Source organism: Pseudomonas sp. SDO5522_S412, from assembly GCF_054071215.1.
The window spans coordinates 1-13,783 of the sequence record NZ_JBSVWQ010000151.1; the positions used below are offsets into that span (position 1 = coordinate 1).

At 63.6% G+C, this 13,783-nt stretch carries 16 protein-coding genes; 7 read left to right on the forward strand and 9 right to left on the reverse strand.

Going from position 1 to position 13,783, the window contains the following annotated elements:
• Positions 1–75: 75 nt before the first annotated feature.
• The 5 genes from gspD to gspG are packed head-to-tail and all read right to left on the reverse strand — an operon-like array spanning position 76 to position 5,401.
• Positions 76–2,385, reverse strand: coding sequence for a type II secretion system secretin GspD (gspD, locus tag ACW9I6_RS23560; RefSeq protein WP_102607526.1), 2,310 nt, complete (start codon positions 2,383–2,385; stop codon positions 76–78).
• On the reverse strand, positions 2,382–2,906 hold the full coding sequence (gene gspM / locus ACW9I6_RS23565) for a type II secretion system protein GspM (protein ID WP_214498955.1): 525 nt from the start codon (positions 2,904–2,906) through the stop codon (positions 2,382–2,384). Before gspM ends, gspD begins: the two co-directional genes overlap by 4 nt.
• Entirely contained in the window at positions 2,899–4,011 is a 1,113-nt protein-coding gene (gspL, locus tag ACW9I6_RS23570) for a type II secretion system protein GspL (protein ID WP_457339897.1), read from the reverse strand. The genes gspM and gspL overlap by 8 nt, the downstream gene beginning before the upstream one ends.
• Positions 4,008–4,955 (reverse strand): type II secretion system minor pseudopilin GspK, encoded by a 948-nt coding sequence (gspK, locus tag ACW9I6_RS23575; protein ID WP_457339898.1) that lies wholly within the window; start codon positions 4,953–4,955, stop codon positions 4,008–4,010. Before gspK ends, gspL begins: the two co-directional genes overlap by 4 nt.
• Before the next feature lie 8 nt (positions 4,956–4,963).
• Complete coding sequence (gene gspG / locus ACW9I6_RS23580; RefSeq protein WP_003218660.1) at positions 4,964–5,401, reverse strand: type II secretion system major pseudopilin GspG; 438 nt, start codon at positions 5,399–5,401, stop codon at positions 4,964–4,966.
• Between the two features lie 148 nt (positions 5,402–5,549).
• On the opposite strand from gspG, the gene gspI reads away from it, so the two are divergent.
• On the forward strand, positions 5,550–5,948 hold the full coding sequence (gene gspI / locus ACW9I6_RS23585; RefSeq protein WP_008431408.1) for a type II secretion system minor pseudopilin GspI: 399 nt from the start codon (positions 5,550–5,552) through the stop codon (positions 5,946–5,948).
• On the opposite strand, the gene ACW9I6_RS23590 is transcribed toward gspI, so the two are convergent.
• On the reverse strand, positions 5,935–6,366 hold the full coding sequence (locus tag ACW9I6_RS23590; protein ID WP_457339899.1) for a type II secretion system protein N: 432 nt from the start codon (positions 6,364–6,366) through the stop codon (positions 5,935–5,937). The two genes, gspI and ACW9I6_RS23590, sit on opposite strands and share 14 nt — an antisense overlap.
• Positions 6,367–6,451: 85 nt before the next feature.
• Between ACW9I6_RS23590 and gspH the strand changes: the two genes are divergently transcribed.
• Both gspH and ACW9I6_RS23600 read left to right on the forward strand, forming a co-directional pair.
• Positions 6,452–6,904, forward strand: a complete 453-nt coding sequence (gspH, locus tag ACW9I6_RS23595; RefSeq protein ID WP_457339900.1) for a type II secretion system minor pseudopilin GspH — start codon at positions 6,452–6,454, stop codon at positions 6,902–6,904.
• Entirely contained in the window at positions 6,897–7,493 is a 597-nt protein-coding gene (locus ACW9I6_RS23600) for a type II secretion system protein GspJ (RefSeq protein WP_087695372.1), read from the forward strand. The genes gspH and ACW9I6_RS23600 overlap by 8 nt, the downstream gene beginning before the upstream one ends.
• Before the next feature lie 346 nt (positions 7,494–7,839).
• On the opposite strand, the gene ACW9I6_RS23605 is transcribed toward ACW9I6_RS23600, so the two are convergent.
• Genes ACW9I6_RS23605 through ACW9I6_RS23615 form a run of 3 tightly spaced genes read right to left on the reverse strand, consistent with a single transcriptional unit; the run spans position 7,840 to position 10,021 of the window.
• On the reverse strand, positions 7,840–8,766 hold the full coding sequence (locus ACW9I6_RS23605) for a FecR family protein (RefSeq protein ID WP_457339901.1): 927 nt from the start codon (positions 8,764–8,766) through the stop codon (positions 7,840–7,842).
• Positions 8,767–8,804: 38 nt separating this feature from the next.
• Positions 8,805–9,350 (reverse strand): RNA polymerase sigma factor, encoded by a 546-nt coding sequence (locus ACW9I6_RS23610; RefSeq protein ID WP_102605758.1) that lies wholly within the window; start codon positions 9,348–9,350, stop codon positions 8,805–8,807.
• Positions 9,347–10,021, reverse strand: coding sequence for a secretin and TonB N-terminal domain-containing protein (locus ACW9I6_RS23615; protein ID WP_087694899.1), 675 nt, complete (start codon positions 10,019–10,021; stop codon positions 9,347–9,349). The genes ACW9I6_RS23610 and ACW9I6_RS23615 overlap by 4 nt, the downstream gene beginning before the upstream one ends.
• A 162-nt stretch (positions 10,022–10,183) precedes the next feature.
• Here ACW9I6_RS23615 and ACW9I6_RS23620 point away from each other — a divergent pair, with 162 nt between their 5' ends.
• The 4 genes from ACW9I6_RS23620 to ACW9I6_RS23635 all read left to right on the forward strand — a co-directional run bounded on the left by ACW9I6_RS23620 (position 10,184) and on the right by ACW9I6_RS23635 (position 13,719).
• A complete protein-coding gene (locus ACW9I6_RS23620; RefSeq protein WP_177123651.1) occupies positions 10,184–10,495 on the forward strand; it encodes a hypothetical protein in 312 nt (103 codons plus the stop codon).
• Positions 10,496–10,631: 136 nt separating this feature from the next.
• Positions 10,632–11,486: a MurR/RpiR family transcriptional regulator gene (locus ACW9I6_RS23625; protein ID WP_102370248.1), complete on the forward strand. Its 855-nt coding sequence runs from the start codon at positions 10,632–10,634 to the stop codon at positions 11,484–11,486.
• A gap of 21 nt (positions 11,487–11,507) precedes the next feature.
• Complete coding sequence (gene ddpX, locus ACW9I6_RS23630; protein ID WP_177010053.1) at positions 11,508–12,050, forward strand: D-alanyl-D-alanine dipeptidase; 543 nt, start codon at positions 11,508–11,510, stop codon at positions 12,048–12,050.
• Between the two features lie 118 nt (positions 12,051–12,168).
• The gene (locus tag ACW9I6_RS23635) at positions 12,169–13,719 is read left to right on the forward strand and encodes an ABC transporter substrate-binding protein (protein WP_087694902.1); all 1,551 of its coding nucleotides are present in this window, start codon (positions 12,169–12,171) and stop codon (positions 13,717–13,719) included.
• Positions 13,720–13,783 lie beyond the last annotated feature (64 nt).

A 13,783-nucleotide genomic window follows, 5' to 3' on the forward strand; every position in this document is an offset into this window, starting at 1 on the left:
GTGACCCGCTGTAAGAGCGGAACCATAGGTGGCCGTTACCGCAGCAACGGATATGCCCCCCATCCAAAACCCAAATCACCGCGGCACCGCCCGAATCACCGCCCTAACCCCCTGCCCCCCGGGAATCGCCTTATCCACCGAAGGCAACTGCGGCGCCTGCACATCCGGCATCGCCCAACTATGCTCCGGCTGCAACCCACCCTGGGCCCTGCGCATAAACTCATAGCGATTCAGCGTAATACTGCGCCCCGCCCCACCATCACGAATAATGTAGGGCCGCAAAAACACCATCAAATTAGTCTTCGTCACACTGCGCTTTTCATTCCTGAACAACGCCCCCAACCCCGGAATATCCGACAACCAGGGCACCGCGTCATTGCTCTGGCTATACCCATCCTGCAACAGCCCGCCAAGTACCATGATCTGCCCGTCATCCAGCAAAATACTCGTATCAATCGCCCGCTTGTTCGTCACCGTCCCGGCATCCACCGAAGCCCGCGTGTCGACGCTGCTGACCTCCTGGTAAATATCCAGCTTCACCGTCCCCCCCTCGGAAATCTGCGGCCGCACGTTCAGCTTCAGCCCCACCTCCTCCCGCTGTACCGTCTGGAACGGGTTATTGCTCGTGCCGCCGCCGCCCGTCACATAACTGCCGGTGACAAACGGAATCGTCTGCCCCACAAAAATACTCGCCGCCTCGTTATCCAGGGTCAGCAGGTTCGGCGTCGACAACACATTGGTCCCGCCCTTGCTCTTCAATGCCCGGGCCAGCACCTTGAGGTCCAGCACCTTGCCAATCCCCGGAATGTCCACCGAGCCGTTCACCAGCCCGATGTTCAAACCCTTGGGCAACACATCAATGCTGGTCTTGCTGGTGGGGGTTCCATTCAAGCCGCTGCCCCCCAGGTTCACCCCGCCAAAGCCGCCCTTCCCGCCCAGGTTCCCCGCCTGCCACTGCACCCCGAACTCGCTGGCATCGTCCTCACCCACTTCGACGATCAGGCTCTCGATCACCACCTGGGCGCGACGCTGGTCGAGCATGTCGATCACCTCCCGCAGGTTGCGATACAGCGGGTCCGGCGCCGAGATCAGCAAGGTGTTGGTGGTGGCGTCCGCCTGGATCGTCACGCCACCGGCGCTGAACGCGGTGTTCTGGTCGGTAGGGGAAGAGGCTCCGGTGCTGCTGGTGTCCTGCCCGTAACCACTGGGCTGGACAGTGCCGCTGCCGGTGGGAGTGCCGCTGCTGTTCTGGGTACTGCCCTGGCCACCCTGGGTGTTGCCGCCCATGCTGCTCAACTTGCCACGGGCATTATCACTGGTACCGGAGTCGCTCTCGCCAGTGAGCAAGCCCCGTAGCGACTGCGCCAACTTGCCGGCCTGGGCGTTGCGCAGGTACACCACGTGCATATTGCTCGGGTTGCTCTGGGCGTTGTCGAGCTTGTAGATCAGGTTGCGCGCCAGTTCCGTGCGCTCCGGGCTGCCGGCGCGGATGATGATGGAGTTGGAGCGCGGGTCGCCGATCACGTTGATCTTCTGGGTCTGGTCGGCGCCCTGGGTTTCGAGGAGCTCCGAGACCATGGCGGCGATGTCCACGGCGATGCCGTTCTGCACCTTCACCACGTCGGTGTCGATGGCGCTCGGGGTGTCGATGCCGTCGATGATCTGTGCCACCCGCGCCAGGTTTTCCGCGTAGTCGGTGATCACGATGCTGTTGTTGCCGGGGTAGGCGTTGATCGGGTTGTTCGGCGACACGATCGGGCGCAGCACCGGGATCAGGTTCACCGCGTTTTCGTATTGCAGGCGGAAGGTGCGGGTCTGCATGCCCTGCCCGCCCGGGTTGGCGCCGCTGTAGATCGGCCCGCCCAGCAGCTTGGCGTCCGCCTCCGGCACCACCTGGGCCACGCCGCCTACGTCGACCACGCTGAAGCCCTGCATACGCAGCGCCGCCAGCAGCATGTCGTAGGCCTGGTGCGCCGGTACCTGGCCTTCGCTGACCAGGGTCAGGTTGCCTTTGACACGCGGGTCCACCAGGAATTGCTGGCCGGTGGCGCGAGACAAGGCGCGCACCACCGCCTGGATATCGGCGTCGACGAAGTTCAGTTGTACCGGTTGATCACCCAGCGGGTTGCGCGCCCTGGCCGGTGCGGCGCCATGGCTGCGGGCGCTGTTGGTCACCGGGTGTTGCACCCGGGGTGGCGGCACGGTTTCGCGCTGGCGGTCCAGTGGTGTGTCGCCGCTGCGCCGGGTGTCGGCCAGGGGTTGGCCGAGCTCGCTGTCCACCAGCAACGGCGCGGAGGATTGGGGGTTGCTGCACGCTCCCAGCGCCAACAAGAGCAAAGGGGCGACCTTGCGATAAGGCGCAGCGTTGGGCAATGACCACTTCATGAAGCTTCCTTAGCGCCAGGCGCCTGATCCATGCGAACGGTCCCGGACAAAGTGCCGGCCGAGTTTGAAGGGGTGGCCTCGCCTGCACGTTGCAGGCGGGCCGCAGAGACTTCCAGGGAGAGCGGCCGGGGGTTGGCCAGCAGCCAGTCGATCACCGCGTCCGCCGGGGCGTCGTCGAAGGTCAGGCGCCAGCTGCCGGTGTCCTGCGGCTGCAATTGATAGCGGCCCTGCAACCCGGCGTTGTCGAGGGACTGGTGCAAGGCGGTTTCCAGGTCACTGCTGCGCGGGGCTGCGGCGACGCCTTGCAGCAGCACCTGCAAGGCCTCGGCCTGGCTGCGCAGTTTCGGGGTTTCGGCTTGCCAGTAATCGATCTTCTTCAGCGGTGGCTGGATCAACAGCAACCAGGTCAGCAGGCCCGCCAGCACCAGGCCGGCACCCACCAACAGACGTTTTTCACGCATGGCCAGGCCGTTCCAGAACACCTGGGCCTGGCTGCGCAGAAGCTGCCAACGCTTATTCATCTTCGGCCTCATCGTCTGCATCGGCTTCAACGCGCTCGGTAAGCGGGCCGACTGTCCAGCCCTGGTCGTCGCGACGGGCGCTGAACCCGGCCTGGGCCAGCAGCGCCTGCGCGTCAGCGGCCAGCGCCGGGGTCCGGGCGTCGGGCAGCAGGCTCAGCTGCAGGCGGCCTTGCTCGTAGCTCAAGCTCTCGACGCTGCCCGCCATGGACGGCAGGCTGCTGCCCGCCAGCGCCAGCAAGCCGGTAAAGCGCTGCCCAGGTTCGGCCGCCGCGCCGCTCTGGCGTGCGGCCAGTTGCTGACGGGCTTGTTGCAGCGGGTTGAGAATCACCGGCAGTTCGGGGAAGGCCTGGCGTACTTGCTGGCTCATCTGCGCCTTGAGGCGTTGGCCTTCGTCGACCTGGCGGGCGGCGTAGAGGTTCAGGCCCAGGGCCCAGATGGCGACCGCCAGCGCCGTGCAGGCCGCCGCCCTGCCCCAGCCACCGGTTGCCGCCTGCTGGAGCCGACCGTGCAAACCCCAGCCCGGCGCGGTACCGCTCCAACGGGCCTCGTCGGCCACATGGAGCACATCGACACCGGTGGCGAGCAGGTCATCCAGCGCCTGCTGCCCCAGAGGGTGTACCGCGCCCTGCTGCAGGCTATGGCGCAGTAGCAAATGCCCGTCGCAGAAGGCCGCGCTCGCTGGCCCGCTGACCGGCAGCGCGTAGGGCGCCGGGTACAGGCCACGCACTTTGATTTTCAGCTGGGTCGTTATCCGGCCCAGGTGCTCAAGGCTGCTTTTGGGCAACCAGCCGACCTGCACCAGGCCGCTGCTGTCCCGTGGACCGTGGGCCACATGCATCAATTCCAGCGGGCCGAGGATCAGTGCCTGGGCCGCACAGGTCACTGCATCGTCGACCTTGGCGGAGGGCAATTGCGGCAGCTCCAGGCTGGTCAGCAAGCTGTCCCGTGGATGCAGAAAACACTCCGCCTGGGTATTCGCCCATTGCGCCAGGCGGCCCTCGCCCTGCTGGCTGACCTGCCCGGCGCGGTCCAGCCAGGCGAACTGCACCTGGCTCTCGGTGGTGAGTTCATCCAGCGGCGGCAAGCCGATGCGCAAACGCTTCATACGCCCACCCGCGACCAGATCACCTGGGGCTGACGGTCTTCCGGGCGATACAGCAACGCCTCCAGCGTGACCCGACGCTGCTCGCGGCGCGCCTGGCCGTGCACGCGAAACCACTCGCTGGTGATCCCCACCTGCACCGTGTCCACCGCGACTTGTGGCATGCGCAACCGGTTGACGAAATCCCCGCGATTGACAAACCAGCGCCCGCCGTCGCGCTCGGCCACCAGTGCCTGAGCCTGGGACAGGCTGAGCCCCGGCACCACGCTACTGAGTACCTCGGCGCTGGCGGTATTGCCGTTGACCCAGGTATTGCCGGGCAGCACGCTGACATAGCTCGCCATGCGCCGCAGTTGGCGCGGGTCGAGGCCTTCGATACCGCTGAGGTCGGTGAGGCTGCGCAACATCGGGTACTTGGCCGGGATCAATGGCGCGGCGGCACCGGGCGAGGTATCCCGGCTGCTGTTGAAACCGCCGGTAAGCGAGGCGCCGAGCTCGCGCTGGTCGTATGAGTCGATCACTCGCCGGCTGATGCGGCGACTCACGGCCGGCTCGATGCCGATCAACTGGCACAGGCGTTCGAAGCTCTGCAATTGCCCGGCGTCCAGGTGTTGTTGGGTCACCAGATTGCGCAGGTTGAACTTGCCCTGCTCATCCTCAATCCGCCCCTCGAAAGCACCGCCGAGGGGCCGTGCCCACGGTTGATCGAGCCGGGTCAACACGTCCTGACGGCGCGCATCCCACAGGAGTTGGCGACTGGTTTCCAGGCCGCCATTCAACAACCATTGGCCCTGGATACGCAGTTGTTCAGCTTCCAGGCTGCGGGTGAATACGGTTTGCCGGGTGAGCATGGCGCCGGCAATCACCGCGACCACGGCCGCGATCAGCAAGGCACTGATAATCGCCATGCCGCGCTGCTTCACCGCTGGGGGCGAATGGCTGTTCATCGCCGGCCTTACAGTTGCCAGGAGCCGATATCGGCATTCACGCCGTCACCATCAGGTTTCCCGTCGGCGCCGAGGGAGAACACATCCACTTCGCCGTTGGCCCCTGGGTTGAGGTAGTGATACGGGTTGCCCCACGGGTCGTTGGGCAAGCGTTCGAGGTAGGCGCGCCAGTTGCTGTTTTTCGCATCGGCCGGGCGTTCCACCAGCACCTTCAAGCCCTGGTTCATGCTCGGGTACGAGCCGTGGTCGAGGCGGTAGAGTTTCAGGGCCTGCATCAGCCCGCCAATGTCCTGCCGGGCCGCTGTGGCCCGCGCCTGGTCGGGGCGGTCGAGCACCTTGGGCACCACCAGCGCCGCCAGAATCCCCAGGATCACCACGACCACCATGATCTCGATCAGGGTGAAACCGCGCTGCCTGCGCGCTGACGTGAAGTGTGCGATATCCATGTCGACATTCCTTGGCTTGAGTGCATTTCGTGGCGCAGTGTTGCAAGAACACATGTCAGTCATGTTGAAAATCCTCGGGAGCTTTGGTCGCCAATCGGTCAACTCCCGGGGCTAGTCTGCGGGCCTGTTTCCCGGTTTTGAGTACGCCATGGGCGGGCCCCGCAACGAGCAAGGTTTCACCCTGATTGAAGTGTTGGTGGCACTGGCGATCATCGCCGTGGCCATGGCGGCGGCGGTACGCGTGGCCGGGCTGATGACCACCAGCAACGGCCTGCTGCGGGACAAGTCGATGGCGCTGCTGGCAGCCCAGGGCCGGATGGCGGAACTGCGCCTGGAAGGTCGGGTGAGCACCGGGCGCAAGACGTTCGACTGCGACCAGGGCCGGCTGAAACTGCGTTGCGAACAGACCATCAGCAACGGGCCGGATGGGCGCCTGTTCCAGGTCAGCGTGCAGGTGCTGGACGCCACCCGGGAAGCGCCCCCCCTGGCACGCCTGGAGACACTGCTGGGGCGCCCGCCGGTGAAGCGCCCGGTTACTGCCGAATGAGGCTTGGCAACGCCGGCCCGTCGGGCAACTTGTCGAGGGGCACGCGGATTTTTTCCGCGCCGCGCTCGATCTCCACGCTATCGCCTTCAATGGCCGTCAGCCGCACGCCGGGGCTCAGGCGTTCACCCAACAAAAAGCTGCGGGGCGGGCCGTCGTTGAGACTGAGGATCGCCACCGCCCCACGCGCCCCGGCAAGCACCCCGGAGACCTTGACCTGCATCACCGCCGGGGTATTGGAAAACCATTGCACGGCGGGGTTGTCACTGCGAGCCGCCAACGCCTGGGGCGCGGCCTGCGGGGTGTGGGACTCGGCCGACGTGAGCAACAGCGGCGTCCAGGTCGCAACCCCTGCCAGCGCCGCCAGCAACGCCAAGGCCTGGACGCCATGGGCGGGTGAAAAACGATGGATGAATGCCATGGGCGGGACCTCCTGTTTGTCCGTCGCCTCAGGCTACAGGGCAATTCACACCTTTTTATTTCAGCGGTTGATCAGGGAGCAAAAAATGAAACAGCAGGGCTTCACGTTGATCGAGTTGATGGTGGTGCTGGTGATCATCGGCATCGCCAGTGCGGCCATCAGCCTGAGCATCAAGCCTGATCCGCTGCACCTGCTGCGCAAGGACGCGGAACGCTTGAGCCAATTGCTGCAGGTGGCCCAGGCCGAGGCGCGTGCCGATGGCCGGGCGATTACCTGGAAAGCCGATGCCAAGGGATTTCGCTTCAGCCGCGTGACGGATGATGGGCTGGGAGTGGAGAACTTCAGCGGCGATCAGCAATTGCGTCCGCGGGCCTGGGACAGTGCGCCGATGCAGGTGCGCATCGAACCCGGGAAAACATTGGTGCTGGATGCTGAATGGGTGAGCCCGCCGGTGCGGGTGGTGCTGTCGGATGGGCAATACAGCCTGAGCCTGCAACGGGATGCGGCGGGGTTGTTGCGGGTGGTGAGTCATGAGTGACCAGAAGGGTTTTACGCTGATCGAGGTGATGGTGGCGATCATGTTGATGGCGGTGGTCAGTGTGATTGCCTGGCGCGGGTTGGACAGTGTGACCCGGGCTGATCAGCATTTGCAGGCCAGCAGTGAGCAGACGGAGGTGTTGTTGCGGGCGCTGAACCAGATGCAGCTGGATGTGAGCTTGCGCGCGGGGGTTGAGTTGGGGCCGCCGATTGGCGAAGACGCGCCGAAGCCTGGCGGGTTGGCGGCGGTGTCGGTGAGGAGTTCGGACAGCAAGGGGTTTCGGCTGGAGGTGATCCGGAGTGCGCCGGTTCCTGGGGATGGGTTGCAGCGGGTGCGGTGGTGGCTCAAGGGCGACACGCTGTACCGGGCAGCTGCACCGGCGCGGGATCGGTATCCGCTGCCGGCGCCCCGGGATGCGGTGGCGGTGCTTGGGCAGGTCAGGGATTTGCAGGTGCGGGTTTGGGACAAGGGGTGGCGGCAGTTGAGTGGGAATCGGCAGGAGGAACCGCTGGGGATCGAGGTGGTTCTGGTGCGGGAGACGGGCCAGGGGGTGGAGCGGTATCGGCAGGTTTTGGGGCCCTTGCGGTAGGGCTTTTTGGGGTGGTGTACATATCCGTTATTTTTGTTATGGCTGATATGGGTTCCGCTCACTTTCGAAAAGCCGGAATGCCGGCCCAGTCAAAAGTAAGCAAAACGCTCTTGCCCCACCACTCGGCTCCTCGCTTAGGCTTGAGTGTTGAAGTGCAAAATGAAAAGCTAAAGCGGGCACGGTCCAAATGTGGGAGCGGGCTTGCTCGCGAAGGTCGTTAACGATGACGCGGGCATTCTGGATGAACGCGGCGCTCTCAGGTTTTTCGCGAGCAAGCCCGCTCCCACAGAAAAGCAGATCTGTTTTCGCTCTGGTCGTTACCCCAATAACGGATATGCACACCGATCTAACTCAACAAAACAACACCGCCAGGCAACTCCGTACACTTGGCCCCATACGCATCGCGAATCAAAAGCGCCACCCCCGCCAACTGATGCAGACTAAACCGCGCCTGCACCCGCCGCTTGCCCAACTGCGCATTCATCAGCAGCAACATCCCCGGCCGATAGCGATTGATCTCATCCACCACCGTCGCCAGCGTCGCATTGTCAAACACCAGCACCTGCTCCCGCCAAGCCACCACAGCCTGCACGTTCACCGCCACCGGCTCACCCACACCGCTGGCGTCATAAGTCAGCTGCCGCCCACCCTCAAGCCGAACCGTACGCCCCCCAACACCCACCAACAGCGCCCCATCAATACACGTCACACACACACTGTGATCCGTATTGCGCACATTGAACCGCGCCCGAGCCGCACTCAACCACCCTCCACCCGCCTGAACCTGAAGCGGCATCGCAGCATCGGCCAGCACCTCGACCTCCCCCTCCAACAACTCAATCCCACCCTCACGCCGGCTGATCCGCGTCTGCGTATTGAGCTCCAGCCGAACCCCATCACCCAACTCCACCCGCCGCTGCTCCCCGACCTCGGTGCGGTAATCCGCCGTCAACCCGGCAAACCCACCCGGCACCGTCACCCGCACCATCAACACCGCCGCCGACGCCGCAATCGCCCCGCCCAAAAACGCCCGCCGCCCAAAATGCCGCGGCCGGGAAAACTGCTCGGCGGCGGGAGCCAATTGCTGCCACAACACCTTGGCCTGCTCGAACGCCCGGGCATGCTCCGGGCTCTGGGCGCACCACTGGCGCAACGCCTTGGCATCAGCAACGGTGGCCCGGCCCGACGTCAGCAGCACCAGCCAGTCACGCGCTTCATCGTGCAGGGGGCTATCGGGCGCAGCACGGGCAGCGGAGAGGTTAAAAATGTTCAAGCGCGCAGGTACTCAACGGATTATCAGGGACTCAATCACTAAGACGGTTTTCCGGCCCCGGGACCGAACCGCTGGATCACTTTTCTTTCAAGGCGCTGTGCACAGTGGCCCAGCCCGGCCTTGATTTCCTTTTCGACCATGCGCGTGGAAATCCCGAAACGCCTGGAGATCTCCAGGTGTGGCGCCTCTTCCAGACGTGCCGCGATAAGGATCTGGCGCCGCCGCGCCGGCAGTTCGTAGAGGGCCTTGAGCAACGACTGGATTTCTCGCTGGCCACCCACCACCCGCGACGGGTCCTGGGCTTCATCGACGGTCTGCAGCAGCTCTTCGACTTCGCTGCCGGTCAACAGTCGCGCATCCGCCTGGCGTCGGTCAGCGGCGATGTTCAGCGCCATTCGATACAGGTAGGCATTGGGTTGCGCCAGGTTCGGCGGTACGTCCATGCGGTCGACCCGCAGGTAGGTCTCGTGCAGCACGTCGTTGGCCAGGTCCTCGGACCCGAGGCGCTTGCGCAGGCGTACCTTGAAGTCCTCGTAGGACGCCAGGAACAGGCTGACCATCATGCTGTGGCCGGTGTCTTTCATGCCCCGGAAACTCCTTCCCCTGCTGTGCATTCCATGCGTGTTCCTGTTGAATCGGGCATCAAAAGTAAGGTCACCGGCAAGCGCAGCGAACTGGGCGCCGGGCGTTCGACCCGGGTGGCGCCCAGGCCGCGTACCAGCGCTTCGTCACGCTGCAGGTCACCGGTGGAGCTGACCAGGCGGCTGTGTTCGATCACCCCGTCACCGTTGACCCACACCTGCACCAGCGCCCGGAAACTGCCGGGGCGGGTCAGCGGCGAACGGCACAAACTGCGTTCGATCGCCTGCTGCAAGGCCGCGGCATAGCTGTTGTTGATCCGTGCTGCATGCCCTGCCTTCAGCCCCCGCGTCGTGGCCGGCTGGCTGACCTCGGGGACTTGCAGGGTGAACGCATCGCTGCGGGCATAACGCGCCATCAGGCCACTCCCTGTCAGCAGCAGGCCCAGGGCTTGCTGCGCACTGTAGCGGCCATGCACGCCGATGGAGCGCCGGCCCCGGGTCAACTCGCGGTCCACCAGCACCGCCATGCCGGTGGCATGGCTGAACGCCTGCAGGGCGCTATCCAGGTTCTGCGCGGGCAGGTCCAGGGTCACTTCGGCGCGCACGGTCTGCGCCAGCCCCAACAGCAGAGCCAGGCAGCAGCCCGCGCGCCTCCAAGCCCCCCTGCTCAGCATCGCAACACGTCCGACATAGCCTACAAAACCGTCATCCTGAGGCCAGTTTATGAACCTGATGTTACGGTGCCAGCAAAAAAAACATCACGGTGACGGGCAGTCCGCTGCACTACACTTTTGAGCCATACCGGCCCATTTCCCAGGGCTCGCCAGGAGGCACCGATGAACCTGTTCCCGACCCTCGCCAGCCTGTTGCTGTGTGCTGCCCTGCCGCTGATGGCCCACGCCGAAGGAACGCCCAATGGCTGCACCGAGGTCAACGTGGATGGCTACAAGGCACCGGACTATGGCTGCCTGAGCCAGCAGATGAGCAACAACCCGGACGCCGCCAAGGCCACGCAAAAGAACCAGCAGGCGCAACAGGTGCCCATCGACAAACGCAAGCCGAACCAGATCGGGCTCTCTACACCCGCAGCGACCAGTGTGCGCATGGGCAATACGTTCGGTACTTCGGTGAAACCCCAGCGGCCTTGATCGCCGCTTGTCCCCCCCTGCCCGCCCAGTGCAAAAAAAGCCATTGTGTTATCGCGATTGCCGATGTTATGTTTATAACAGACATCAAAATCATGAAACATGAGTAACATCAATGACCGGCCTGCGCGAAAACGTCATGGATAAAAACAGCTTCCAGCGCACGCTGGAACAGCAGTTCCCGACGCTGACGCCCACCGGCAAGCGCATCGCGACCTACCTGCTGGGCAACCTGCAACAGCTGCCGTTCGAAACCGCCGACAGCATCGCCCAGCAAGCCGGCACCACCGGGATTTCAGTGGGGCGTTTCTTGCGAACCCTGGGTTATCGCAACCTCGATGACGTCAAGCAAGGCCTGCGCGGCGACCCGCAAGCCTCCTGGCTGATCACCGACCGCCTGGGTGCGTTTCGCCAGGAGAACGATCAGGAAGACGCCCTCGACCGTTCCCTCAACCGCGAGATCGAAGCCATTCAGCATGTATACGGCCTGGCCCGCAGCCAGGGTTTCGCCGACATCGTGCAGCACATCGTGGACGCCGACGCCGTGTTCATCCTCGGCATCCAGTCCACCCGGGGCATCCTCAATGCGTTCCACAGCCACCTGGAATACATCCGTCCCAAGGTCTATTACGTCGATGGCCTGTCGGGGATCTACGCCGAGACCCTGAACTCCGGCTTTGAAAAACCCTACGCCATCACAGCGGACTTCCGCGCCTATTCCAGCATCACGCCCACGTTCTGCGAGACCGCGAACGCCCAGGGTCTACCCTTGGCGCTGATCACTGACTTGCAATGCCCCTGGGCCCGGGACTACGACCTGGACCTGCTGCAACTGAAAACCGATGTCGGCCAGTTCTGGGACTCCATGGCGCCCCTGACGTGCCTGTTCAACCTGATGGTGTCTGCCGTCGCTGACCGCTACGGCGAGCGACTGGATACACGCCTGGCAAAAAACCGCGCCCTGCAACAGGCCTTCGGCCAGTTCGAATCCTGACCCTGGAAAGGAAATCTTTGAGTGAAAACCAGCCCATTGGTAGAAATCGCCCCACCGGAATACCCGGTACAGGTCGACCTGATCTACGCCAGTGCCGACAACCTCGCAGGCACCGTGATCTACCGCAACACCCGCTGCCTGCTGCACACCGAAGCGGCGGCCTGCCTGCGCAAGGCGAGCCTGTTGGCACGCCAGGCCGGCATGACGTTGCTGATCTACGACGCCTATCGCCCGGCCTACGCCCAGCAACTGTTGTGGCAGGCCCTGCCCAACCCGGACTACGTGCGCGACCCACGCCTGGGCTCGCACCACACCCGCGGCGTGGCCGTCGACCTGACACTGATTGATGAACACGGCACACCCCTGGATATGGGCACGGCGTTTGATGCCATGGAGCCCAAGTCCCACCAGTTCTACCCCGACCTGCCGCCGCAGGTGCAGCGCAACCGCCTGTTGTTGCTGGGCATCATGCTTGGCGCCGGCTTCAAGGCGATTGCCACCGAATGGTGGCATTACGAATTGCCGGATGCCGAACTTTTCCCACTAATTGAGGAGTCACACTGATCACAAGGACCGTACCATCACAATAATGAGCAGCACCCTTTAGCTCCAACTGCCCGGTTATAGATTTCATAAAAATAAACCAACCCGCTTTTTCCTCTAAATAATCAAGGAAACCGGCATGACCCCAAGCAACCGCAAGACCCTCGCACTCTCCCTGCTGTGCGCCGCCCTGAGCCTGGGCGCGTGGCAATCGGTAAGTGCCGCGGCGCCCAAAGACACCCTGATGATCGGCAAGGCCGCCGACCCGCAAACCCTCGACCCGGCCGTGACCATCGACAACAACGATTGGGCGGTGACGTACCCGGCGTACCAGAAGCTGGTGGCCTACAAAGTCGAAAACGGCAAGGGCAGCACCGAGGTCAAGGGCGACCTGGCCGACAGCTGGACCACCTCGGCCGACGGTCTGGTGTGGGACTTCAAACTCAAGCCCGGCAACAAGTTCGATGATGGCGCCGAGGTCGACGCCAATGCGGTGAAGTTCTCCTTCGACCGCGTGATGCAGCTCAAGCAAGGCCCGTCGGGCGCGTTCCCGGATGACATGAAAGTCACCGTGGTCGACCCGCTCACCGTGCGCTTCACCCTGGCCAAGCCCTACGCGCCCTTCCTTTACACCCTCGCCCATAACGGCGCCGGCATCATCAACCCGGACGTGGTGAAACAGGGCGACGTCAACGCCTACCTCTCCACCCACACCGCCGGCTCCGGCGCCTTTCGCCTGAGCAACTGGCAGAAAGGCCAGAGCCTGACCCTGGAACCCAACACCTACTACGCCGGCACCAAGCCCGCGCTGAACAAGGTGGTGATCAAGATCATCAGCGAAGCCTCGGTACGCCGCCTGCAACTGGAACGCGGTGACCTGGACATCGCCGAAGACATGCCCCAGGACCAGCTCACCAACCTGGCCAAAAAGAAAGACGTGGTGATCAAGGAATTCCCGTCGCTGCGGGTGACCTACCTGTACCTGAACAACCAGAAAGCCCCGCTGAACAACCAGAATGCGCGCCAGGCGATCGTTGATGCGGTGGACTACAAAGGCATTGTCGACGGCATCCTCAAGGGCCAGGCCAAGTTGATGAACGGGCCGATTCCCGCCGGCATGTGGGCCAATGACCCGAGCCTGCCCTTGATGAAACAGGACCTGGACAGCGCGGGCGCGAACCTGAAGAAACTCCCGGAAAAAATCACCAACCTGAATTACATGTACTCCGACAAGGACCCGGACTGGGAATCCATCGGCCTGACCCTGCAAGCCAGCCTGGCGCCGCTGGGGATCAACCTGAAGATGGAAAAACTGGCCAACGCCACCATGCGCGAGCGCCTGGGCAAGGGTGACTTCGACGTGTCCATCGGCTCGTGGGCACCGGACTTCTCCGACCCCTACATGTACATGAACTTCTGGTTCGACTCCTCCCTGCAAGGCCTGCCGGGCAACCGTTCGTTCTACAGCAACCCGGTGGTGGACAAGCTGATTCGCGATGCGGCGGCCAACAACGACACGGCCAAGCGCACCGAGCTGTATCAGGAAGCCCAGAAGATCGTGCTCAAGGACAGCGTATACGCCTACCTCTATCAGAAGAACTACACCCTGCCGATGCGTGATTCGGTGAAGGGTTATGTGTTCCATCCGATGCTGGAGCAGGTGTTCAACGTGGCTGAGATCAGTAAGTAACACGCGATCAAATGTGGGAGCGGGATTTCTCTCCAAAAAAGTGTATTACCTCCCCCACTTATCC